The sequence below is a fragment of the Yinghuangia soli genome (genome assembly GCF_021502675.1).
Taxonomy (GTDB): Bacteria; Actinomycetota; Actinomycetes; order Streptomycetales; family Streptomycetaceae; genus Yinghuangia; species Yinghuangia soli.
On sequence record NZ_JAKFHA010000049.1, the window covers coordinates 32,551 to 52,473 of the forward strand.

Below are 19,923 nucleotides of genomic sequence, written 5' to 3' on the forward strand. Positions count from 1 at the left end.
CTGCGGTCACCGGGGTGGCAGCGGTCGGCGCTCGCGCTCCTCGCGGATGAACCGGCCTGCGCGGTCGAGGGCTTCGGCTGCTTCGGGGAGGAAGGTCCAGAAGATCTGGAACGTGTGGTGGTCCACCGGGTACAGCTCGAAGCGCACGTCCACGCCGTGGTCGCGGGCGCGGTCGGCGAGGCGGTGGGCGTCGGGGCGGTACGGGTCGCCGGTGGCTGCCTGGACGAGGAGTGGCGGGAGTCCGGTCAGGTCGGCGGTGAGGGGGCTGACCAGCGGGTCGTCCGCCGGGTGGCCGCAGAGGTACTCCTCGACGAAGCGGCGGCAGAGCAGCGCCCCGATCGGGTCGCCGGGTTCGGCGGCGTCGTCCGGTTCGGTGCGGAAGCGGCCTGCGAGGTCGAGGCCGGGGCAGAGCAGGGCCGCGCGGCCCGGGGCGGGCAGGCCGCGCTGCCGGAGGGCGAGCAGGAGCGAGAGGGCCAGGTGCGCGCCGGAGGAGTCGCCGGCGACGGTGATGCGCTGCGGATCGGTGCCGCGGTCGACGAGCCAGAGGTACGCGCGCAGGGCGTCGTCGAGGGCGGCCGGGTACGGGTGTTCGGGGGCGAGGCGGTAGTCCGGGAGCAGTACGGAGCGTTCGGCCGCGGCGGCGAGGGCGCCGGCCAGCGGGCGGTAGCCGAACGCGGATCCGCTGCGGTACACGCCGCCGTGCAGGAAGAGCACGGTGGGCTCATGGCCGGCGGCAGGCGGGGTCAGCCGCAGTGCGGGTACTCCCCCGGCGTTGACGGGTGCGATGGCGACGTCGGCGCGGGGCGGGAACCGGGCGTGCAGATCCTCCAACGCGTCGCGCAGTGACTGGACTTCGAGGCGGCTGCCGTCGACCGGTTCCCAATACTGGGCGATGCGGGCGTGGAGTTCGCCGCCGACGGCCCGGGTCGCGGTGACGGCGTCGTCGACGTCGGCGATGATGCGCTGCGCGCGGTCGAGCAGGGCCTCGCCGGCCGGGGTGAGTTCGACGCGGTGGGTGGAGCGGCGGAACAGGGCGCAGCCCAGGAGGCGTTCGAGCGAGCTGATCTGGCGGCTGAGGGCGGGCTGCGATACGTAGAGCTGTGCGGCCGCCCTGCCGAAGTGCAGTTCGCCGGCGACGGCCGCGAACGCCCGGAGGTGGCGCAGCTCGACGGCGTCCGCGGCCTGCGGGAACGGCAGCACGTTTCCGGTGGATCCGCCGCTGTCGCCGTGCCTGCCCGTCATGGCCGCGAGTATCGCGCACCGGGCGTCCGGGTTGCTGATGCACCCCGTGCATGACGGCGATGCGCATTCGGCCTTTCCCTCGGCGCGGCCGCGGATGCCAGCGTTGCGCACATGGCCACCCGGCCTGTCCGCCGTGCCTGGAAAGGTCATTCACCATGCGTTCATCCCGCGCCTTCGCCCGCGCCGCCGCGGTCACCGCGGCCGTCGCCTCGCTCGCCGCGTCCGGTGTCCCGGTCGCATCTGCCGCGGAACCGCCGTCCGCGGCCGCGGCTTCGGCGCATCGTCCGCAGGTGTGGGCGATCCCGGGCGCGCAGGCCGCGCCGGAGGGGATCGCGCGCGACCCGTACCGGCCGTACTTCTACACCGGCAGCGCCGCGGACGGCACGGTCTACCGCGGGGACCTGCGGTCCGGCGCGGTCGAGGTGTTCCTGCCCGGCGGTGCGGACGGCCGTACGGGCGCTCTCGGCATGAAGGTCGACGCCCGCGGCCGCCTGATCATCGCGGGCGGCTTCACGGGCCTGGTCTGGGTGTACGACACGCGCAGCGGCACTCTTCTGCACACCTTCAGCAGCGGTACCGGGAGCCTGCTCAACGACGTCGCCGTCGCCGCGAACGGCGATGTGTACGTCACCGACACGCTGCAGCCCAAGATCTACCGCATCACGGCCGACCGGCTCGCGGCCCCGGCCGCGCCCGCCGCGGCGCCGCTGCCCGTCTTCGCGGACTTCACCGGGTCGCCGGTCGTCGACGGGACGAACGTGCACTTCAACGGGATCGTGGTCACTCCCGACCAGCGGTACTTGATCGCCGCGCACATGGACAGCCGCGCCCTGCTCCGCATCGACCGGCGTACCAGTGAGATCCGCCGGATCGACCTCGGCGGGGCCGATGTGAACGGCGACGGCCTGCTCATCCGCGGCCGCACGCTCTACGCGGTCAGCAGCATCGACGGCACCCGCGACACCGTCAACATCGTGCACCTGGGCGGGAGTTACGCGGCCGGCATGGTCGAGCGCCGCGCGACCCACGCGCTGCTGGACCGCCCGTCCACCGCAGCGTTCGACGGCGACGCGATCCTCGCCGTGAACTTCCAGTGGGACGTGGCGTCCCCCAACCTGCCGTACACCGTCGTCCGCGTCCCGCTGAGCCAACTGACGTAGGGCGTGGCGCGCCTTTCCCTCGCGACACGGCCGCCTCCGCCTTTCGCCGCGCCCCGGCGGGTGCGATGCTCGGTGGCAGGCGGCCGCGGGAGCGGTGGAGCGAGGGGATGTGAGCCACCGGAACGCACCGGCGGTTGACACCGCTTCGTTGCACCGCCCGGCCCGCGCCGCGCCATGGACTCCGGTCGCGAGAAAGGGCGGTACGCGATGAGGATCGCGTTCGTGGGTGATGTGCACGGGTGCGTGCGGCACGCATTCGGTGCGGTGGTGATGCTGCAGGCGCGCCGGGGTATCCGGCTGGACGCGGTGATCCAGGTCGGGGACCTGGGCGCGTATCCGTCGGTGGAGCGCTACGACGAGCCGACCCGCCGCTTCGCGCGGGACCATCCGGCGCAGGGCGACTTCCTGCAACTGCTGGCCCCGGAACCGTCGTTCGCCGCGGGGATCCGCGCGGCGCTGCGGCACGTCCCGCCGATGCTGTTCGTCAGCGGGAACCACGAGGACCACGAGTGGCTGGCCGGTCTGCACGCCGCCGCGCGCGGCGCGGGCGCATCGGACGCAGCGAACGCGCCGGATGCCTCGGACGCCCCGGCCGGCTCGGAGGACCCCGCGACCGTGCCGATCGACCCGCTCGGCGCGTACCGCCACGTGGCCTGCGGCAGCGTCGTGGAGGTGGCCGGCCGCAAGGTGGCGTTCCTCGGACTGGTCGAGGTCGAGGGCTACATGGACCTGGACGAGGACGCGTACGCGCGCCTGATGGCCGCCGCGCCCGGAAGCGCCGACATCCTGGTCACCCACGACGGGCCGTACGGCATGTCGAAGGACCGGCGCGGCGAGGTGCAGGGCTCCCCGAAGCTGACCCGCCTCATCGAGCACCTCCAGCCGCCGCTGCACGTCAGCGGCCACTACCACCACCCCAACGGCCCGCGGCAGTACGGCCGGACGACCTCGTACGCGCTTGCGCAGCTGGTCCGCCCCAAGGCCGGCCGCTGGGAGCCCGAGCCCGTCAACCCCGGCCAGTCCGTGGCCCCGGGCAGCATCGGCCTCCTGGACACCGCGGCCGGCACCTTCGAGTACGTCGACGACGCCTGGCTCGCCGACGTCGGCGGCGACGCCCTGGACCTGGCCGCCCTCGTCGCAGCCGCCTGCTGACGCGGAACGTCGGACGTCATACTCGTCGGACGTTCCACACAGGAGTCAATGTGATCACCATCAGACCGGCAGCGATCCAGACCGATCGTCTTACGCTGCTTCCCCTTCAGGTCGAGCATGCCGACGAAATGGCTGCGGTCCTGGGCGACCCCGCGCTGCACACGTTCATCGGCGGTGAGCCGGAGACGCTCGAAGCTCTGCGGGCGCGGTACCGGCGCTGGTCCGCGGGCTCGCCCGACCCCGGGCAGGCCTGGTGCAACTGGGTGGTGAAGATCCGCGACGAGGGTGTGCTCGCCGGTACGGTCCAGGCGACGGTGACCGCGGACGAGCGCGGGTACGCCGCGGAGATCTCCTGGGTGGTCGGGACGCCGTGGCAGGGGCACGGCATCGCCCGGGAGGCCGCGCAAGGGCTGATCGGCTGGCTGCGCGAGGTCCCGGTGCACACGGTCATCGCGCACATCCACCCGGACCACAAGGCTTCGGGAGCGGTGGCGGCTGCGGCCGGCCTCGCGGCGACCGACCGGTGGGAGGACGGCGAGGTGCGCTGGGAAGCGGCGCTCGGCTGAGCGGCGCGAGACGTCCCGGAAGCGTCCCGCAACGTCCTGCGAACGTCCCAAACCCTCCCAGGGCGTCCCAGGGCGTCCCGAGGTGCCCACAAGCCGCCGGAGGCGGGACGGCTCCGTACCGTCCCGCCCCGCCCGGTCGCCGACGGCCGGCGCCGGGCCCCGCGGCGGTTCGCGGCGCGTCCCCTCGCCGCGGCGCCCGCATGCCATGCCCGGATGCGGACGCGCACCGCCTTGGCCTGTGCCGCCCCTACCGGACGACGTCGTAGACGAGCTTGGCGACGCCGTTGGAGTAGGTGGCGGAGTCGCGCAGCGCCAGGGTCCGCTTGTCCTGGTCTTCGCGGCTGAAGAGGCCCTTGCCGGCGCCGAGGAGGACCGGGAAGACCAGCAGGTTGTACCGGTCGATCAGGTCCGCGTCGGCGAGCCGGCGCGCCAGCTCGGCGCTGCCGTGGATGAAGATGGCACCGCCCTCGGTCTCCTTGAGCTTCGCCACGTCCTCGGTCGAGCGCAGGATGGTGATCGGGCCCCAGTCCTCGACGAGCTCCGCCTCGGTGAGCGAGGTGGAGAGCACGTACTTGGGCAGGTCCTTGTAGCCCGCGTGGTCCTCCGAGCCCGGCCAGAACGGCGCGAAGGCGTCGTAGCTGCGGCGGCCGAACATCAGCGCCGAGGTCTCCTCCAGCTCCTCGCCCTTCAGCGCGTACGCCTCCGGCACGAACGGCGTCTCCATGACCCATCCGCCGCTGCGGTGGCCCTCGGCCTTGCCGCCGGGCGAGTCGACAACTCCGTCCAGGGACATGAACCCCGTGTAGACCAATTCTCGTGCCATGACGGCTTCCTCCGGTTCCAGGGGCGCCCTCGGCGCCCCGCGTGCAGAGGCCGGCCACCGTCGTGGCCGGCCGAGATCCAGCCTCTCCCGGCACTCGAAGGTGATCAAGTAGAGAACGGAGCACGGTCGGTTAGCGCAGCTACACGAACGGCGTCCGGCCGTGGCGCGCGGCGGTTTCCGGCCCCGCGCCGCAGCCCCTACGGAAGTTCCGCGGCGATCGCGCGGGCTGCGCGCTGCAGGCGCAGCGCGGTCTTCTCCTCGTCCGGAGCATCGCCCACGAACACGACGGCCAGGGCGCCGACCGTGCCGCGGGTGCCGCTGACGACCGGGACGGCGAGGGACGCGAGGCCGGGCAGCACCTCGCTGTCGGAGCGGGCGTAGCCGAGGCGGCGGGCGGCGGTGACATCGGGGCGTTCGGCCGGCCTCGCCGGGCCCGCGGAGAGCAGGGCGAGGCCGGGGGCGCCGCGGTCGAGGGCGTGGCGGGTGCCGGGGCGCTGCGCGACGGCGGCCACCGAGTGCCGCGGCTCGACGGCGGCGAGCGTGACGCACTCCTCCCCGTCGGGCACGGCCAGGAACGCGGTCACGCCTATCTCGTTCGCGATGGCCGCGAGTTCGGGCAGTGCCGCGGAGTGCAGGTCGCGGGACACCCCGCGGGCGAGGGTGGCGAGGCCGACGCCGAGTTCGCAGGCTCCGTCCGGGCCGCGGCGTACCAGCCGGTGGTCCTCCAGGGTGCGGAGGATCCGGTACGCGATCGACCGGTGCACACCGAGCGCCACGGCCAACTCGGCGATTCCCATGGGCCGTTCGGCCTCGGCGAGGATCTCGAGGATGCGCAGGCCGCGGTCGAGGGTCTGCGAGTGCGGGGCGGGCTTCGCGGGATCGTCGGCGGTCATGCGGCGGCTCTCTCCTGGCGTGGCGGGGTCCGACGCGCGGCGCGCCGACACGTCGTCCGGTCGCCCAGTTGGGCGCGGAGCCTTCTCAATGTCTCGGGCGGCGGCTACGGTGACCGGTCAGCAGTTCCGATACCGAGAATGCCGTTCGATTATAGAACAAGCATCGGCGGCCGTGTCGAGGAGGCAGTGCATGGCGAAGCCGTTCGCATCGTCCGCGGACCTGGGCGAGAAGCAGCGCACGCTGGAGGTCCTGGCGGACGGCGTGTATGCGCTGACCGCCGAAGGGGACCCGAACGTCGGGGCGGTCGAGGGCGAGGACTTCGTGGTCTGCTTCGAGGCGCTCGCCACCCCGGTCGCGGCGCGCGAGTGGCTGGCGATGCTGCGCGAGCACACCGACAAGCCGGTGCGCTATCTCGTCCTGTCGCACTACCACGCGGTGCGGGTCCTGGGGGCGAGCGCGTTCGACGCGGACGTCATCGTCGCGCACGACAACACCCGCCACCTGATCGCCGAACGCGGCCTGCAGGACTGGGAGTCCGAGTTCGGGCGCATGCCCCGGCTGTTCAAGGAGCCGGAGTCGATCCCGGGCCTCACGCAGCCCACCGCGACGTTCTCCGACCGCTTCACCATCGACCTGGGCGGCGACCGCGGCGACCTGGAGCTGCGGTACTGCGGGCGCGGGCACACCGAGGGCGACATCGTGGCGTGGCTGCCGCGCCAGAAGGTGCTGTTCGCGGGCGACCTGGTCGAGGCACAGGCCGCGCTGTACACGGGCGACGCGTTCCACCGCGACTGGGCGTCCGGCACGCTGGACGCGGTCGCGGCGCTCGGCGCGGAGGCGCTCGTCGGCGGACGCGGTGCGGTGGCCCGCGGGCGCGACGAGGTCGACGCGGCCATCGCGCAGACCCGGCGCTTCCTGCAGGTGATGATCGAGTCCGTAGGCCGGATCCAGCAGGGCGGTGGGACCCTCAAGGATGCGTTCGAGGCGGTGCACGCCGAACTGGCGCCGCAGTACGGGCGCTGGCCGATCTTCGAGCACTGCCTGCCGTTCGACGTCTCGCGGCTGTGGGACGAACTGTCCGGCATCGAGCGCCCGGTCATCTGGACCGCCGAGCGCGACCAAGAGGTCTGGGCGCAGTTGCAGGGCTGACCCGGGCGCCGACATATCCCCTCGGAAACCGCCGCGAGGAATCATGCCGATGGAGACCCGTACACCGCCCGCCCCCGTCCTGGTCGTCGGCGCCGGCCCCGTCGGCCAGACGGCCGCGCTGCTGCTCGCCCGGTGGGGCCTGGACGTGGTGGTCCTGGACCGGCGTCCGGCGCGCGACCTGGTCGGGTCCAAGGCGATCTGCCAGCAGCGCGACGTCCTGGACGTGTGGGCGTCGCTCGGCGCCCGGGCGGTCGCGGACGAGGGGCTGACCTGGACCACGGCCCGGACGTACCACCGCGACAGGGAGTTGTTCGCCTGGACGTTCACCGAGCGCGGGCGGTCCCCGCTGCCGCCGTTCGTGAACATCTCGCAGAGCCGGACCGAGGAGATCCTCGACGAGGCGCTCGCCGCCCGGCCGCGCATCGACGTGCGCTGGGGGCACGACGTCGCCGATCTGGTGCAGGACGGCGCGGGCGTCACCGCGGTCTGCGCCGGCGGGACCCGGGTGCGCGGGTCGTACGCCGTCGCCTGCTGCGGCGCCCGCGGCAGTGCGGTCCGCGACGCTCTCGGTGTCGCCTTCCCGGGCGAGTCGTTCGAGGACCGGTTCCTGATCTGCGACATCCGCGCCGACCTGCCCGGTTGGGAGCACGAACGCCGGTTCTACTTCGACCCGCCGTGGAATCCGGAGCGCCAGGTGCTGATCCACCCGTGCCCGGACTCGGTGTTCCGCATCGACTGGCAGGTCCCACCCTCCTTCGACCTGGAGTCCGAGGAGACGGCGGGCGGGCTGGACCGGCGGATCCGGCAGATCATCGGGGACCGCCCGTACGAGATCGTGTGGCGCACGGTGTACCGGTTCCACGCGCGGCTCGCGGACCGCATGGCGGTGGGCCGGGTGCTGCTGGCGGGCGACGGCGCGCACCTGGTTGCGCCGTTCGGCGCCCGCGGCCTCAACTCCGGTGTGCCGGACGCCGAGAACGCGGCTTGGAAGATCGCCTGCGTGGCGCACGGCTGGGCGCCGCCGGAGCTGCTCGCCTCGTACCACGACGAGCGGCACGCGGCCGCCCGCGAGAACCTCGAGGTGACCGGCGCGACCATGCGCTTCCTCGTACCTCCGGACGACGAGGCCCGCGCAGAACGCCTCCGCATCCTCGACGAGGCTTCCACCGACCTGGAGTTCGCCCGCAGACACGTCGACTCCGGGCGCCTCGCCGAGCCCTTCTGGTACGCCGGGTCCCCGCTGACCACGCCGAACCCCGACCGCCCGTTCCGCGGACGCCCGGACAAGGGTGCGGAGTGCGCCGCCGCCCCCGGCGTGATCGTCCCCGACGCCCCGGTCCGCATCGCCGGCAGGCCGGACGCCCGGCACCTGCGCGAGGTCTTGCGGGACGGCTTCACCCTCTTGCTGGCCGGTGATGCCGGCGCAGCCGACTCGGCCGGCTCACTCGGCCCACTGGACTCCCTCGGCTCCCCCGGCTCCCCCGGCCTCACCGACCGCGCCGACTCCGCCGACCCCGCCGACCCGCGCTACGACGACGCTTGGGCCGAACGCCTGTTCACGGCCGCCCGCCAGGTCTCCGCCGTCCCGCTCACCACGCTCCGCCTCGACCGGATCGACGTCGACGGCGCTCTGGCGGCCGCCTTCACCCCGCGCCCCGGCGAGGCGTGGCTGATCCGCCCCGACGCCCACATCGCCGCGATCCTGCCGGACGCGACCCCGCACGCTGTGGCCGAGGCTCTGCGCCGCGCTCTCGCCATACCGTCGAACTCCCTTTGAAGCATGCCTTGTTCACAGCCACACCCCCACTTGGCCTAATCCGCACGGACGAGCCCCCGGCCAGGGAGCCGGACGAGACGCCCTCCCCACCTACATAGTTGGATTCAGGCCGCATATCGCCGCTCCGCAGGACGATCACCCCGATTTCCCGCGGCAATCTTGAGACATCGGACGGCGACGGTGGCACTGGGCCCCCGCTCCAGCGTCCGGACTCAAGGAGCACCCGTGAACACGCAGCGCATCCGCACCGCCCGCCGCTTCGGCTCGACCGGCCTGCTGTCCGCCGCGGTCCTGACCACCTCGGTCGCCGGCATGCTCGTCCTCGGCGTCGGCACGGCCAACGCGAACACCGCTGCGGCGCCTGCCGCATGCGGCTACTACGAGCACGGCAACACCGGCTACTTCAGCAACTGCTCGGGCGAGTCCGTCACCATCGAGATCGACGACTGGGGATCCAACAGCTACGCCTGCGTCCCCGCCCGCTCGACCGCCAACCTCGGCAGCGCATGGGACATCGACGACGCCTGGGTCATCCACGCCGGCTGCAACTGACCGGCAACTCCCCTACCGGCAACGGCATCTCATTCCGCTGCCCGGATTCACCACGCAGCCGCCCGGCCGCCGCACTCCGCAGCGGCCGGGCGCTGTGCACATGTCTCTTGCACCGATGGCTCCCGGGTACGCGGCCCTCAGCCCCGGACACATGGGCTCCCGCAGCGGATCACCTGCGGAAAGCCGCGCCGATCACGTCCGTACGGTGTCGGCGGCGTCGGCACCGTCCACGCCGGCTTCGCCGTCCTCCGACGCGGACTCGCCGCCCTGGCTCCACAGCGTCCGCATCGCGGGCGGGGCGATGAACACCGCGGTCGCCTCGGCGGTGACTCGGCCGCCGGCCAGGATCTCGCCGGTGGCAAAGCTCTTGCGGCCCTCGCAGTGCGTCCAGCGGGCCCGCACCTCGAGCGGCACGTCGTACGGCGTGGCGGCCCGGTAGCGGACGTCCAGCCCCGCGGTGAAGCCCGGCACGCCCGCGGCCGATGCGGCCAGGCCGAGCACATGGTCGAGGAGGGTGGCCACGACTCCGCCGTGGGCGCGTCCGGGCGGGCCGCTGTGCGCTGCGGACAGGGTGCAGTCCGCGACGACCTCCACGGACTTCGGTTCGGCGTCGGCCGCGAAGGCCTTCGTCGCCATGTCGGGCGAGTCCCGGAAGACCAGGCGCGGCGCCTGCGGGTTGAGCATCCCCGAACCGGCCTGCGTCAGCTGGTCGATGCGGCCGCCCGGCGTGCGGGCGAAGCGTACGACGGCGTCGTTGGTGGCGGCCTGCAGCAGTTTCGTGGCCTGGCTCACCAACTGCGCGGCTTCGGCACGCACTTCGGCGTCCACATCGGTCCGTACCGCGGCCTCGACGAGGTTCCGGATGCCCTCGACCAAGTCCAGCGACGCAGCCGGGACGTCCGCGACCTCGGGGATTCCGTCCGCCAGCAGCCTCTCGATGGCCGCGGCGAACACCGCGGCTCCCTCGTCACCCGGTCCGGTCATCGCGCTGCCCCCTGTTGCTGTGGTGCGCGCGCCCGCGGACGGCCGCGCCAATTACATGACTATGGCAAGCAAATCGCCTCGATCATACAGACGCCCTTGCCGGCGCATGCGACACGTGTCCAGCAGGCTCCGCGCATACCCGGGGCATCGGGGCATGGCAGCGCCACGCACGGGTAGCGGCGTGCCGGGTCGGACGAGGCCGTCCGCTTCCCCTCCGCACCGCGGAAGCCGACCGAAGGAGCGTGCACCCATGACCCGACCGCGGAACCGTGTCATCGGCATGCGAGGCCCCCACGTCGCGCCCGGCATCCCCGAGGACCACGAAGGCAGCGACGACGTGGCCGGCACGGGTTACCCACCCGCCGACGCAGCCGAATCCCAGGCCGCCCACCGGGACGAATCCCGGATCGCCGGCGAGGACGGCTCCCCGGCCTTGGACCGCGCCGTGGGCGCATCGGGGCCGGAAGACGGCACGACCGAGCCCCACGACACCGAGACCCGCGAGCTGCTGACCGACGCCCCGCCCCCGAACCGCCGTACGGCCCCCTGACGCGGCTTCGCACATCGCGAAGGCTCTCGAAGGTCGCTCGTAATACATGACCATGGGTGTCGTGTATTCGCTGCGAGGCTTTGATCAAGAAACAAGGCCCCACCGCAAGCGAGAGGCGACCCTCATGGCACACAGCATCGTCAACCCGGCCGGTCTGCACAACCCCGTCCCGTTCGGCTACAGCCACACCGCCGCCATCCCCGCGGGGACGGAACTGGTGCTGGTGGCAGGCCAGTACGGATCCGGCCCGGATGGCGCGGTCGTCTCGGACGAGTTCGCCGACCAGGTCAAGCAGACGTTCCGCAACATCGAGACCGCGCTGGCCGCCCACGGGCTCGACCTGAGCCACGTCGTCCAGCTGCGGACGTACGTCGTGGACCACGACGTCACCAAGCTCGGACCGATCGCCGGGGCCGTGCAGGAGCACTGGGGCACGAACCCGCCCACTCAGACCCTGCTCGGCGTGGCGAGCCTGGCCGCCCCCGATGTGCTCTTCGAGGTCGAGGCCATCGCCGCCCGACCGTAAGCCGGGGCCGTCCGGCGAACCGAACCGGCCGGCGATCGGCGAATAGCCGGACAGGACAGACGACGGCGCCGGGGGGGGGGCCCGCGCCCCCGCGGCCCCCCCGCGCCGCGGCGGCGGGCGAACGCAGCTCGCCCACGAGGCGCCGTCGTCTCGGCATGCCCCGAGTCCGTCGTTCAGCCGACTGCCCTGGGCATATTCCTTGACACGAATATTCGGATCAGAGAATATAAAGGCATGGACGCACTCCTTGCCGCTCTCGCGGACCCGGCCCGCTGGCGACTCGTCGGCCTGCTCGCCGAACGCCCCCGCTCGGTCGGCGTCCTCGCCCAACTCGCCGAAGCACGCCAACCGCAGACCACCAAGCACCTGCAGGCACTCGGACGAGCCGGAGTCGTCACCTCGCAGCGCACCGGCCAACGCCGCATCTACGCGCTCGAGTCCGCTCCCCTGCGCGCCCTGGCCGAGGAACTCCTCCGGCTCGCCGACTCCGCACAGACCGGCGGAGCCACGGCAGTTGCCGGTGTCCCCGGCGGACCGCGCGCGACGTTCGACCGGTACGGGCTCCACCTCGACGCCGAGCGCAGCGCCGCGGACCGCCCCGGCTGGGCCGACGGCCGGACCTTCCGGTTCCACCGCGACCTGCCCGCCGCACCGGGACCGGTGTGGCGCCACCTGACCGAGGCCCCGCTCCTCGCCGACTGGTGGACACCCGAGGCGCTGCGCAGTTCCGAACTCGTCTTCGAGGCGCGGCCGGGCGGCCGGATCGTCCAGGAGTACCGCGACGCGGAGGACACCGACGGATCCGACGCGGCCGCCGGGCGGGCCGAGGGCGTCGTCGTCGCCGTACGCCCCGGCGAGCACCTGTCGTACCGGCTGTCCCCGCTCCTGCCCGACGGCCGCATCGCGTTCACCGCCCACCTCGACTTCGACCTCTTCCCCGGCCCCGCCGGCACCGCGGGGACGCCGGCCGCGACGGGGCTCGACGTCCGCTGGCGGATCACCGACAGCACCGTCGAGTCCGCGGACTTCATCGCAGGCATCGACATCGGCTTCGGACAGAGCCTCGACAACCTGGCGACCGCCCTCGCAGCCTTCGCCGGCTCTGCCACCTCCCCTTCCGCGGCACAGCCGCAGCACACCGACGCAAAGGACTCGCAGTCGTGAACATGCCCCAGCGCACCGCCCAGAGCACGCCGTCCGCCCGCAAGGTGACGGCCAACATCGCCATCACCCTGGACGGCCGGTACAACGGCCCCGGCGGACCCGCCGACATAGGCCCGATCGTCCGCTACGCGACCACCGACGTCGCGCGCGACCACATGACCCGCATCTGGGAGAACGCCACCACGGCGCTGCTCGGCCGGGTCAACGCCGAGGGATTCCTCGGCTACTGGCCGACGGTCGCCGCCGACGAGAACGCCGACCCCCGCGACCGCGGCTACGCAAAGTGGCTCGTCGACACGGACAAGGTCGTCCTGTCGACCACGCTGACCGAAGCGCCGTGGGAACGCACCCGCGTACGGAACGCCCCGGTCGCCGACGTCGTCGCCGAACTCCGGGCCGCCGGCGGCGACGGCGACATCCTCGCCAACACCAGCCCGACCGTCATCAAGGCGCTGCTCGCCGCCGACCTACTCGACCGCCTGTACCTGCTGGTGTGCCCCGAGATCGCCGGCGGCGGCGACCGGCTCTTCGACGACGGTCTGCCGGGCACGCAGTGGACGCTCGCCCGCCAGGAGACCGGCGAACTGGGCGAGATCGCGATGATCTACGACCGGATCCGCTGACCCGCACGCGCAACGCGCGGGAGGGCGCAAGCGGTCGCCGCCGTGGCCGTGGCGGTGGCGGTGGCGGTGGCGGTGGCGGTGGCGGTGGCGGTGGCGGTGGCGGTGGCAGTAGTGGTGCTCACGCTCCCCTTGGCGCGAGACGCCACCTCCACCGCCACGACCGCCCATCGTCACCACCGCTGACGGTCCTCCTCCGCCACCGAGGTCGCCACCAGCCGGCCGCTTCACGCGTCCCCTGACACCTGCTCAGCGCGTCTGCTCAGCCCGTCTGCCATGATCGCTGCCCATGTCCTCTCCCCTCGTACGTCGCCGGCAGGCACTGCTCGGCGCACTCGGCGCGGCAGGATCCGTCCTGGTCGGCTGCAGCAACGACGGTGGACCCGCACGAGCGAAGCCGAGTCCGCAGCAGTCGCTGCCCCAAGGCACGGTCCGCTGGACGTTCGAGAGTTACGGAACTGCCGCGGTCACCCCGGCGTTCGCGCACGGCAAGCTCTTCGTCGGCGGCGCGTCCGTCTTCGCGCTCGATCCGGGCGACGGACGGGTGCTGTGGGAGCGCAAGACGGACGACATCGCCGACTGCACGCCCGTGATCGTCGGTGACGCGCTCATCGTCACGGGCGGCGACCTCCAGGCCCTCGACGCGCAGACCGGCGCGGTGCGCTGGCGACGGCCAGCCGTCTCCGGCGGCGGCTTCCACCACGCAAGTCACGCCGACGGACTCGTCGTCGCAGGCTCGGGTCCCACCGAAGTACGCGCCGTCGATGCAGCAACCGGCGAAGACCGCTGGCACACCCCGCTCGGCGGCCACCTACTCGAACCACCCCGCGTCGCCGACGGCACCATCTACCTCAGCTGCGCCGACGGCCTGCACGCCCTCGACGCGTCCACCGGCGCCCGGCGCTGGTCCGCGGACACGGAGGGCAGCCTGATCACCGCGGCCACGATCGCCGGCACCCAGGCATTCATCGGCATGGCCAAGTCCCAGTCCGTGGGAGTCCTCGGCGTCCGCGCAATAGACACTGCATCTGGCCGCACCCTCTGGCATGCCAAGACCGACGGCTTCGTCGGCGCCCCTCCCCTGCTCGACGGCCACACGCTGCACGCCACCGACGCATCCGGCGCCGTCCTCGTCGTCGACCCCCTCACGGGCGCGATACGCACCCGCACCGACATCGAAGACGCCGGACATGGCCTCGCCCTCGACCGCGGAGTCCTCTATACATGCGGCGTCAACAACCTGACCGCGCTGAACGCCGCCACCCACACACCCCTGTGGTCGTCCCGCCCCGACGCCTTCGGCCTGAACACCGCGCTGCCCCTCCAGGACACCGTGATCCTCGGCGACGACGCAGGCATCATCCGCGCCATCGCGGGCCCCGCACGTACGCCTCAGTGACCGGCCCCGAGCAGCGGGAACTCCGCGTGCTGCCGCCAGGATCGACCGTCGCTCACGAACAGGCTCACCGACGTGACCGCCGCAGTAACCGGCAGCCGGCCGGTCAGCTCTGCCTCCACCTTGTCGAAGACGTGGGGCGGCTGCCCGTGGGCGACGGTCAGGTGCGGGATGACCTCGGAGAACTGCCCCCCGTAAGGCGGTGCTTCCGGCCATCGCGCGGCGGCGCCGTCCGGCCTGCTCGGTGACGCTCTGACTCGTCTTGGGGCACGCCTGGATGCTCGCGGACAGCCGGTCTTCACACCACCGGATTCGGGCGACGCCGGCCGGTACACCGTGCGTCGATCGCACCAGTCTGGGGTGGAGGCCAAGGCCGGCTTCCGCGGCGTGTGGGCGAAGGCCCAGAAGTCAGTAGAGGTCGTCCGACTTACGGACGAGCTGCCGGAGTTCACGCGAGCTGCGTTTCGGCAGAGCCAGCATGACGCCCTCCAAGACGTCGGGCGCCTCTCGCGGCTCGCCGCAGCACTCCCAAACGCCACAGCCGCCCTCGTAGTCCACCCAAAGAAGGCGGTCCGGAAGGGACACAAAGTGCTGCCACATGCCCAGAGCCTGTTCGGTTCTCCCCGGCCACAAGTAGCCCCGGGTGCGTTCCAAGCGGTCTATGTCACGGCACGCACGCCCGGACAGACCTTGGATGAACAATGCAGCATGTGGTTGCCGGGGCCGCCGACGCAGACCGGCCCGAACAACCTTCGGCGGCCTACGGGGCATCGCCCTTTCGCGTTGTCATACCGGGCATCATGCCACGTCGGCTGTCGGCAGGTCCGGGTCATTTCTCGTTCCCGAACGCGACTCCCGAGCCGCTGATCCACAAGCCCTGACCGTGGCTCAAGTACGCCCTACAGCGCGGCGGCCTGCTCCTCGAAGTAGGCCTTCTGCGCCGGGTAGTAGTCGTCGAACTCCGGCTTGGGCGTGCCGTCGCGGGAGGCGACGAGGTTGTCGAGGTAGTACTCCCAGCCGGGTCCGATGTCGCCGACTCCGTCGGCGTTCACCAGGTGGTGCACGAAGCCCAGTTCGGTGGTGCCGTCGTCGTTGACGGCAAGCAGCAGCTCAAGGTGCCAGTTGCCGAACGCGTCGGTCGCCGAGAGCGCGAGCCGGATCGGCGCCTCGCATGCGTCGATGTGCATGTCGACCCACGGCGCGCCTTCCTCGAAGGCCAGCTGGACCTTGATGAGACGGCCGGCTCCGGCCTCGCCCTCCCAGCGTCCGTACCAGCGGGCGGTGCGCTCGGGTTCGGTAACGCTCGCCCAGACGTCCTCGACGGAGGCCCGGAACGTACGGGTGAGGACGAGGTCGACGCCGTCCGGGGTGCCGAAGAGCCGTCCGGTGGGGGTGGGTGCAGGGGTGCGGGTCATGCGCTGTGGGCCTCTCCGTGTGGTTCGTGCGCGTCTCGGTCCGGCTGGTCTGCCAGGTCCGGCTGGAGTGGTTGAGCCGCTCGGTTTGCCTGGTCGGCGGCCGCGGCGCGGCGGTCGCGGCGGGTGCGGTGGACCTCGGTCTCCAGCGCGTCGAAACGGCGCTCCCAGATCTCCGCCTGGGCGAATTGCGCGAGCCAGGTGTTCAGCTCGGCGAAACGTTCCGGCTGCAGGACGTAGTAGCGGTGCCGGCCGACGAGCTCGTCGCGTACCAGGCCGCTTTCCCGCAGGACGCGCAAGTGGCGGCTCACAGCCGGCCTGCTGATGGCGAACCTCTCGCTGATCTCGCCCGCGGACAGGCGCGCGTCTCGCAGCAGCACCAGGATCTCGCGGCGTACAGGGTCGGCGATGGCTCCGGCTATCTCGTCCACATGAAAAGCGTAACCCAGAGGTTACGCGTTCGCCAGCGTCGCGGTCAGGCCTCGGCGCGGCGGCGTGCGAGGTGGATGGTGAGGTCGGCCTCCAGCTCGACCGCATCGGGCAGCACCCGCAGGATGCTCTCGAATGCCCGCTCGCGCTCCGCGGGAGGCAGGACGAGGTACGCCGAGACCGTGGAGAGGTGACCGACGTAGTCGCGCGCGCTCATCGTCACGCGCCGCTCGATCACCGCCTGCCGGACGTCGGTGAACCACTCGGACGCCTGCAGCTCCGTCCCCGGCCACTGCATCTCGCGGTCCGGAGGCGTCCCGTCCGGCGACGGGATGTCGTCGGTCGCCAGGAAGGGTGCGCGAGCCTCGTCGACGGCTTTCTGCACCGCCCGGTCGGCCAAGCGGAGCGGTCCGCCGAACGAGGCGAACACGCCGCCCGGTTCGAGCAGCGCGGCCATGCGCGGCCAGCGGCCCTCCGGCTTCGTCCAGTGCAATGACGCTGCTGCATAGACAAGTTCGTAGCGTTCGCCGGTCCGCAGGTCCTCGAAGGAGGCCTGCACAGTCCTGACGTCAGCCGGTACGTGCTTGCGCAGTTCGGCGAGCATGGCACTGTCGGGTTCGGTCGCGGTGACCGTGATCCCGCGCTGCGCGAACAGGCGTGTCGCCTTGCCGGTCCCGGCGCCGATCTCGAGGGCGGTTCGCAACGGACCGTCTGCGTACGCCGCGACCAGGTCGTACAGCTCCGCGGGATAGCCCGGCCGGAACCGTTCATAGGCTTCCGCCACGGCTCCGAAGCTCTGCGCGCGGCCCGACATACCCGGCATCCTTGCACGTCGCACCGCGCGCACTGGACAGTCCGGAACCGCATCTTGCCGATACGAACGTTTTTGCACGTCGTCGGCCGCACGATCAATTAGAAAGAGGTGCCCAGGCGCAGACCCGCGCACCTCGGCGCAGGCGTTCGGCGGTCACGCAACCGACGTGCGCTTCCGTCCTCGAACCCACCCTGTGGAGGTGACCGTGAGCGCGACGATCCGCGTCCACGCCGACACGGCCGTACTCGAACACACCGACGGCATCCGGGCCGCCTACCTGGAGGCGTTCTGCGCGCCGCCGTGGAACGAGCCCCCTGACCACGCCGACGCATACGTAAGCGACAGCCTCACGTTCCAGGTGAAACTGCCGGGCTTCACCGCGGCCGTCGCGCTGCACGAGGACACCGGCGAGGTGCTCGGCTTCGTGACCGGGTGGACCACCCCCACCCCCTTCCCCACCGAACGCAGCTACCCGCAGGTCGCGGCGGGCCTCGGTCCCGACCGGACGCAAGCGCTGCTGTGCGGGTCCTTCGAGATCGACGAGCTGGCGGTACGCCCCCAGGCCCAGGGCTCCGGTCTCGCTGCCAGGCTCCTGGCGGCGGTCACCGCGCACCGCACCGACGGCCGGTGCTGGCTGCTCACCTCGCAGCAGGCGCCGCACGCGGTCGACTTCTACCGCAAGGCCGGCTGGATCCAGGCCACCGCCCCGTCCGCCGACGGCAAGGGCATCGTGGTCTTCCTCGGCCCGCAGTACCCCGACCGGGACCAAGCCGCTACGCCGCAGGCGACCGCCTGACGCGCGTCGCCCTCCGGAACAGCCGCTGCACCTGGGCTCGGACATCGAGATGGGGGCCGGGCAGTGCGACGGCACTGTGCCGATGCGCGTGGTCGGCGATCCGGGCCAGGTCGGCGCCCCGCTGCTGCGTACCGAGGTCGAGACGGCCCTGGCGACCGACTGTGTGCACCTCTGCGCCCGGATTTTCCGCCCCGGCGGGCTCGGTCACTGAGCTGTCGTGACCGGACCGGTCGCGTGTCGTGGGGGGGGGGCGCGCACACACGGGGCGGCCGCCCCCCGGGGGGCCCCGGGGGGGGGGGGGGGCGGCCCGGGGGGGGGGGGGGGGGGGTGTGGGGGGCGGGGGGGGGGGGGGGGGGGGGGGCCCCCCCCCCCCTCCCCCACATCCGCTTGCCGCGCGGGCGGCCGGTCCGGGCGGACCGCTTCAGTCCCGGATGCCGGCCGCGTCCAGGTAGGCGCTGAGGACCAGTTGGGCGATCGCACCGTGCGCGCCCAGCGGCTCCGCGGCGGTGCAGTCGGCGGCCGCGGCGGCCGTCGCGATCAGGTCCGGGTCGAGGTCCGGGCCGAGCACGTACGGGGCCAGCGCGAGGCGCTCGGCGCCCATCCGGCGCAGCGCGTCCGCGGCCTGGGTGACGCTGCCGGGGACGTCGAGGTCCGCGGTGACCACCGGGAGGGCCAGGCGCGCGGCCAGCAGCACGCCGGTCATGTCCGCGGCGGCCAGCGCCTCGGGGCCGCCCGTGGTGGCCAGCACTATGCCGTCCGCGGCGGTGACCACGGTGAACAGCCGGGCCCGGTCGGCGCGGGCCAGGCCGGCCTCGGACAGGCGTTCGTGCAGCGCCTCGGCGAGCAGCGGGTGCGGGCCCAGGGGCTCGGTGACCAGCAGCGGCCGGCCGGCCGCCTCGACGGTGGCCCGGACGCGGGCCTCGACGCCCGGGTGCGGACCGATGAGCAGCGGGACGACGACCGGGGTCGGGCCTTCGGGGACGGCCTCGGGCACCGCTTCCGCGGCCGGTGCGGCCTCGGGCTCGGCGTCCTCGGCGCCTTCCCCGCCGTCCTCCGGCACGTCCTCGCCGGCGGCGGCCGCGGCGCCGCCGACCGGGCCGAGCACCGGCGTCAGGTCGCTCGCCCCGTCGCCGAGCAGGGCGGGGCGGATGTCCAGGCCGGGGCGGTCGGCTCGGGCGAGGAGAGCGACCTCGCGGACCAGGGCGTCCAGAGCGTCGTTCGCCGGTCCCGGCACCGCGAGGACGAGCGGCGGGGCGCCTTGGGGGATCTCGGGGGCTTCCGGTCTGCGGTGGCGTCCGCCCGCCCGGGCAGCGGGCACGCGGGTGGGCAGGCCCTGCTGGTTGCGCGTGGGCAGAGATGAAGCTGCGTCAGGGGAAGTGCTCATGCACGCGGATGTTATTGATTCGTTTGTACGACTTCACGCCCCGGGCGTAATTGTTACCCGGCATGCCTCGGCAAATAGGGCAAAACGGCGCTCGGCGGCGACCGCATCGGTCGCCGCCCGCACTTTCGGGCCGCCGGCGGCGGTCCGCTCAGACCGTCGCCTCCATGTCGGGCACCGCGGTCATCGTCTCGATCAGCAAGTCGCCGTCGAGGACGAACCATTCGGTTGCGCAGACCGCGACTTCCTTGTCCCCGATGGTCAGTTCGAGCTTGAACTGGAACGCCGCGACGTTGCCGACCACGGTCACCGGGCCGAGCAGCGTGCCGCGCGGCTTGAGCGGCAGGATCGAGGCGTAGAACGCCTGCACGGCCTCGCGGCCGACCTTCGGCTCGCTGCCGATCGGGTCGTTGACCGTGGGCTCGGGGCCGTAGGCCGCCATGATGCCTTCGAGGTCCTGGGCGGAGAGCTGGGCCAGGTAGTTTTCGACGGTCGCGACGACCTTCGCGCGCTCGGACATGGGCCGGTCCCCTCGG

The 19,923-nt window shown here is 72.7% G+C and carries 22 protein-coding genes; 13 read left to right on the forward strand and 9 right to left on the reverse strand.

Annotated features, from left to right (window positions below):
* Nucleotides 1–6: 6 nt before the first annotated feature.
* Nucleotides 7–1,242, reverse strand: coding sequence for an alpha/beta hydrolase fold domain-containing protein (locus tag LZ495_RS40380; RefSeq protein WP_284701877.1), 1,236 nt, complete (start codon nt 1,240–1,242; stop codon nt 7–9).
* A gap of 155 nt (nt 1,243–1,397) precedes the next feature.
* Between LZ495_RS40380 and LZ495_RS40390 the strand changes: the two genes are divergently transcribed.
* The 3 genes from LZ495_RS40390 to LZ495_RS40400 all read left to right on the forward strand — a co-directional run bounded on the left by LZ495_RS40390 (nt 1,398) and on the right by LZ495_RS40400 (nt 4,120).
* Nucleotides 1,398–2,402 carry an SMP-30/gluconolactonase/LRE family protein gene (locus tag LZ495_RS40390; protein ID WP_235058219.1) on the forward strand — a complete coding sequence of 335 codons (1,005 nt, stop codon included), beginning with the start codon at nt 1,398–1,400 and terminating at the stop codon, nt 2,400–2,402.
* A gap of 207 nt (nt 2,403–2,609) precedes the next feature.
* Entirely contained in the window at nt 2,610–3,554 is a 945-nt protein-coding gene (locus LZ495_RS40395) for a metallophosphoesterase family protein (RefSeq protein WP_268823981.1), read from the forward strand.
* Between the two features lie 50 nt (nt 3,555–3,604).
* A complete protein-coding gene (locus LZ495_RS40400) occupies nt 3,605–4,120 on the forward strand; it encodes a GNAT family N-acetyltransferase (RefSeq protein ID WP_235058221.1) in 516 nt (171 codons plus the stop codon).
* A 247-nt stretch (nt 4,121–4,367) separates the two neighbouring features.
* Here the strand turns inward: LZ495_RS40400 and LZ495_RS40405 are convergent, their stop codons facing one another.
* Together LZ495_RS40405 and LZ495_RS40410 are read right to left on the reverse strand one after the other, a co-directional pair.
* Nucleotides 4,368–4,943, reverse strand: a complete 576-nt coding sequence (locus tag LZ495_RS40405) for a dihydrofolate reductase family protein (RefSeq protein ID WP_235058222.1) — start codon at nt 4,941–4,943, stop codon at nt 4,368–4,370.
* A 197-nt stretch (nt 4,944–5,140) separates the two neighbouring features.
* Nucleotides 5,141–5,836, reverse strand: a complete 696-nt coding sequence (locus tag LZ495_RS40410; RefSeq protein ID WP_235058223.1) for an IclR family transcriptional regulator — start codon at nt 5,834–5,836, stop codon at nt 5,141–5,143.
* A gap of 190 nt (nt 5,837–6,026) precedes the next feature.
* Here LZ495_RS40410 and LZ495_RS40415 point away from each other — a divergent pair, with 190 nt between their 5' ends.
* From LZ495_RS40415 to LZ495_RS40425, 3 genes are all read left to right on the forward strand, one after another.
* Nucleotides 6,027–6,986, forward strand: coding sequence for an MBL fold metallo-hydrolase (locus LZ495_RS40415; protein WP_235058224.1), 960 nt, complete (start codon nt 6,027–6,029; stop codon nt 6,984–6,986).
* 49 nt (nt 6,987–7,035) lie between these two features.
* Nucleotides 7,036–8,763, forward strand: a complete 1,728-nt coding sequence (locus LZ495_RS40420) for an FAD-dependent monooxygenase (protein WP_235058225.1) — start codon at nt 7,036–7,038, stop codon at nt 8,761–8,763.
* Nucleotides 8,764–8,988: 225 nt separating this feature from the next.
* A complete protein-coding gene (locus LZ495_RS40425; RefSeq protein WP_235058226.1) occupies nt 8,989–9,315 on the forward strand; it encodes a DUF6355 family natural product biosynthesis protein in 327 nt (108 codons plus the stop codon).
* A 192-nt stretch (nt 9,316–9,507) separates the two neighbouring features.
* Here LZ495_RS40425 and LZ495_RS40430 read toward each other — a convergent pair whose 3' ends face one another.
* The gene (locus LZ495_RS40430) at nt 9,508–10,299 is read right to left on the reverse strand and encodes a PaaI family thioesterase (protein ID WP_235058227.1); all 792 of its coding nucleotides are present in this window, start codon (nt 10,297–10,299) and stop codon (nt 9,508–9,510) included.
* Between the two features lie 250 nt (nt 10,300–10,549).
* Between LZ495_RS40430 and LZ495_RS40435 the strand changes: the two genes are divergently transcribed.
* The 5 genes from LZ495_RS40435 to LZ495_RS40455 all read left to right on the forward strand — a co-directional run bounded on the left by LZ495_RS40435 (nt 10,550) and on the right by LZ495_RS40455 (nt 14,558).
* Nucleotides 10,550–10,849 carry a hypothetical protein gene (locus LZ495_RS40435; RefSeq protein WP_235058228.1) on the forward strand — a complete coding sequence of 100 codons (300 nt, stop codon included), beginning with the start codon at nt 10,550–10,552 and terminating at the stop codon, nt 10,847–10,849.
* Between the two features lie 124 nt (nt 10,850–10,973).
* Nucleotides 10,974–11,375: a RidA family protein gene (locus tag LZ495_RS40440; protein ID WP_235058229.1), complete on the forward strand. Its 402-nt coding sequence runs from the start codon at nt 10,974–10,976 to the stop codon at nt 11,373–11,375.
* A 234-nt stretch (nt 11,376–11,609) separates the two neighbouring features.
* Nucleotides 11,610–12,539 (forward strand): metalloregulator ArsR/SmtB family transcription factor, encoded by a 930-nt coding sequence (locus tag LZ495_RS40445; RefSeq protein ID WP_235058230.1) that lies wholly within the window; start codon nt 11,610–11,612, stop codon nt 12,537–12,539.
* Nucleotides 12,540–12,541: 2 nt separating this feature from the next.
* Complete coding sequence (locus LZ495_RS40450; RefSeq protein WP_235058251.1) at nt 12,542–13,162, forward strand: dihydrofolate reductase family protein; 621 nt, start codon at nt 12,542–12,544, stop codon at nt 13,160–13,162.
* Between the two features lie 286 nt (nt 13,163–13,448).
* Nucleotides 13,449–14,558, forward strand: coding sequence for an outer membrane protein assembly factor BamB family protein (locus LZ495_RS40455; RefSeq protein ID WP_235058231.1), 1,110 nt, complete (start codon nt 13,449–13,451; stop codon nt 14,556–14,558).
* Between the two features lie 896 nt (nt 14,559–15,454).
* Here the strand turns inward: LZ495_RS40455 and LZ495_RS40460 are convergent.
* From LZ495_RS40460 to LZ495_RS40470, 3 genes are read right to left on the reverse strand one after another with little or no spacing between them, the layout of a single operon-like run.
* Entirely contained in the window at nt 15,455–15,970 is a 516-nt protein-coding gene (locus tag LZ495_RS40460) for an SRPBCC family protein (protein WP_235058232.1), read from the reverse strand.
* Entirely contained in the window at nt 15,967–16,398 is a 432-nt protein-coding gene (locus LZ495_RS40465; protein ID WP_235058233.1) for a metalloregulator ArsR/SmtB family transcription factor, read from the reverse strand. Before LZ495_RS40465 ends, LZ495_RS40460 begins: the two co-directional genes overlap by 4 nt.
* A gap of 44 nt (nt 16,399–16,442) precedes the next feature.
* Nucleotides 16,443–17,180 carry a class I SAM-dependent methyltransferase gene (locus tag LZ495_RS40470; protein WP_235058234.1) on the reverse strand — a complete coding sequence of 246 codons (738 nt, stop codon included), beginning with the start codon at nt 17,178–17,180 and terminating at the stop codon, nt 16,443–16,445.
* A gap of 235 nt (nt 17,181–17,415) precedes the next feature.
* Here LZ495_RS40470 and LZ495_RS40475 point away from each other — a divergent pair, with 235 nt between their 5' ends.
* Nucleotides 17,416–18,006, forward strand: coding sequence for a GNAT family N-acetyltransferase (locus LZ495_RS40475; protein ID WP_235058235.1), 591 nt, complete (start codon nt 17,416–17,418; stop codon nt 18,004–18,006).
* Between the two features lie 49 nt (nt 18,007–18,055).
* Complete coding sequence (locus LZ495_RS40480) at nt 18,056–18,217, forward strand: hypothetical protein (protein WP_235058236.1); 162 nt, start codon at nt 18,056–18,058, stop codon at nt 18,215–18,217.
* A 210-nt stretch (nt 18,218–18,427) separates the two neighbouring features.
* On the opposite strand, the gene LZ495_RS40485 is transcribed toward LZ495_RS40480, so the two are convergent.
* Together LZ495_RS40485 and LZ495_RS40490 are read right to left on the reverse strand one after the other, a co-directional pair.
* The gene (locus LZ495_RS40485; RefSeq protein ID WP_235058237.1) at nt 18,428–19,390 is read right to left on the reverse strand and encodes a sirohydrochlorin chelatase; all 963 of its coding nucleotides are present in this window, start codon (nt 19,388–19,390) and stop codon (nt 18,428–18,430) included.
* A gap of 148 nt (nt 19,391–19,538) precedes the next feature.
* On the reverse strand, nt 19,539–19,907 hold the full coding sequence (locus tag LZ495_RS40490; RefSeq protein ID WP_235058238.1) for a nuclear transport factor 2 family protein: 369 nt from the start codon (nt 19,905–19,907) through the stop codon (nt 19,539–19,541).
* Between the last annotated feature and the right edge of the window lie 16 nt (nt 19,908–19,923).

Excerpts from the sequence above, each read along its gene's own strand:
- LZ495_RS40380 (WP_284701877.1), bottom strand. The coding sequence starts at position 1,242 with ATGACGGGCAGGCACGGCGACAGCGGCGGATCCACCGGAAACGTGCTG.
- LZ495_RS40390 (WP_235058219.1), top strand. The coding sequence starts at position 1,398 with ATGCGTTCATCCCGCGCCTTCGCCCGCGCCGCCGCGGTCACCGCGGCC.
- LZ495_RS40395 (WP_268823981.1), top strand. The coding sequence starts at position 2,610 with ATGAGGATCGCGTTCGTGGGTGATGTGCACGGGTGCGTGCGGCACGCA.
- LZ495_RS40405 (WP_235058222.1), bottom strand. The coding sequence starts at position 4,943 with ATGGCACGAGAATTGGTCTACACGGGGTTCATGTCCCTGGACGGAGTT.
- LZ495_RS40410 (WP_235058223.1), bottom strand. The coding sequence starts at position 5,836 with ATGACCGCCGACGATCCCGCGAAGCCCGCCCCGCACTCGCAGACCCTC.
- LZ495_RS40415 (WP_235058224.1), top strand. The coding sequence starts at position 6,027 with ATGGCGAAGCCGTTCGCATCGTCCGCGGACCTGGGCGAGAAGCAGCGC.
- LZ495_RS40420 (WP_235058225.1), top strand. The coding sequence starts at position 7,036 with ATGGAGACCCGTACACCGCCCGCCCCCGTCCTGGTCGTCGGCGCCGGC.
- LZ495_RS40430 (WP_235058227.1), bottom strand. The coding sequence starts at position 10,299 with ATGACCGGACCGGGTGACGAGGGAGCCGCGGTGTTCGCCGCGGCCATC.
- LZ495_RS40435 (WP_235058228.1), top strand. The coding sequence starts at position 10,550 with ATGACCCGACCGCGGAACCGTGTCATCGGCATGCGAGGCCCCCACGTC.
- LZ495_RS40440 (WP_235058229.1), top strand. The coding sequence starts at position 10,974 with ATGGCACACAGCATCGTCAACCCGGCCGGTCTGCACAACCCCGTCCCG.
- LZ495_RS40445 (WP_235058230.1), top strand. The coding sequence starts at position 11,610 with ATGGACGCACTCCTTGCCGCTCTCGCGGACCCGGCCCGCTGGCGACTC.
- LZ495_RS40450 (WP_235058251.1), top strand. The coding sequence starts at position 12,542 with ATGCCCCAGCGCACCGCCCAGAGCACGCCGTCCGCCCGCAAGGTGACG.
- LZ495_RS40455 (WP_235058231.1), top strand. The coding sequence starts at position 13,449 with ATGTCCTCTCCCCTCGTACGTCGCCGGCAGGCACTGCTCGGCGCACTC.
- LZ495_RS40460 (WP_235058232.1), bottom strand. The coding sequence starts at position 15,970 with ATGACCCGCACCCCTGCACCCACCCCCACCGGACGGCTCTTCGGCACC.
- LZ495_RS40480 (WP_235058236.1), top strand. The coding sequence starts at position 18,056 with ATGGGGGCCGGGCAGTGCGACGGCACTGTGCCGATGCGCGTGGTCGGC.
- LZ495_RS40485 (WP_235058237.1), bottom strand. The coding sequence starts at position 19,390 with ATGAGCACTTCCCCTGACGCAGCTTCATCTCTGCCCACGCGCAACCAG.
- LZ495_RS40490 (WP_235058238.1), bottom strand. The coding sequence starts at position 19,907 with ATGTCCGAGCGCGCGAAGGTCGTCGCGACCGTCGAAAACTACCTGGCC.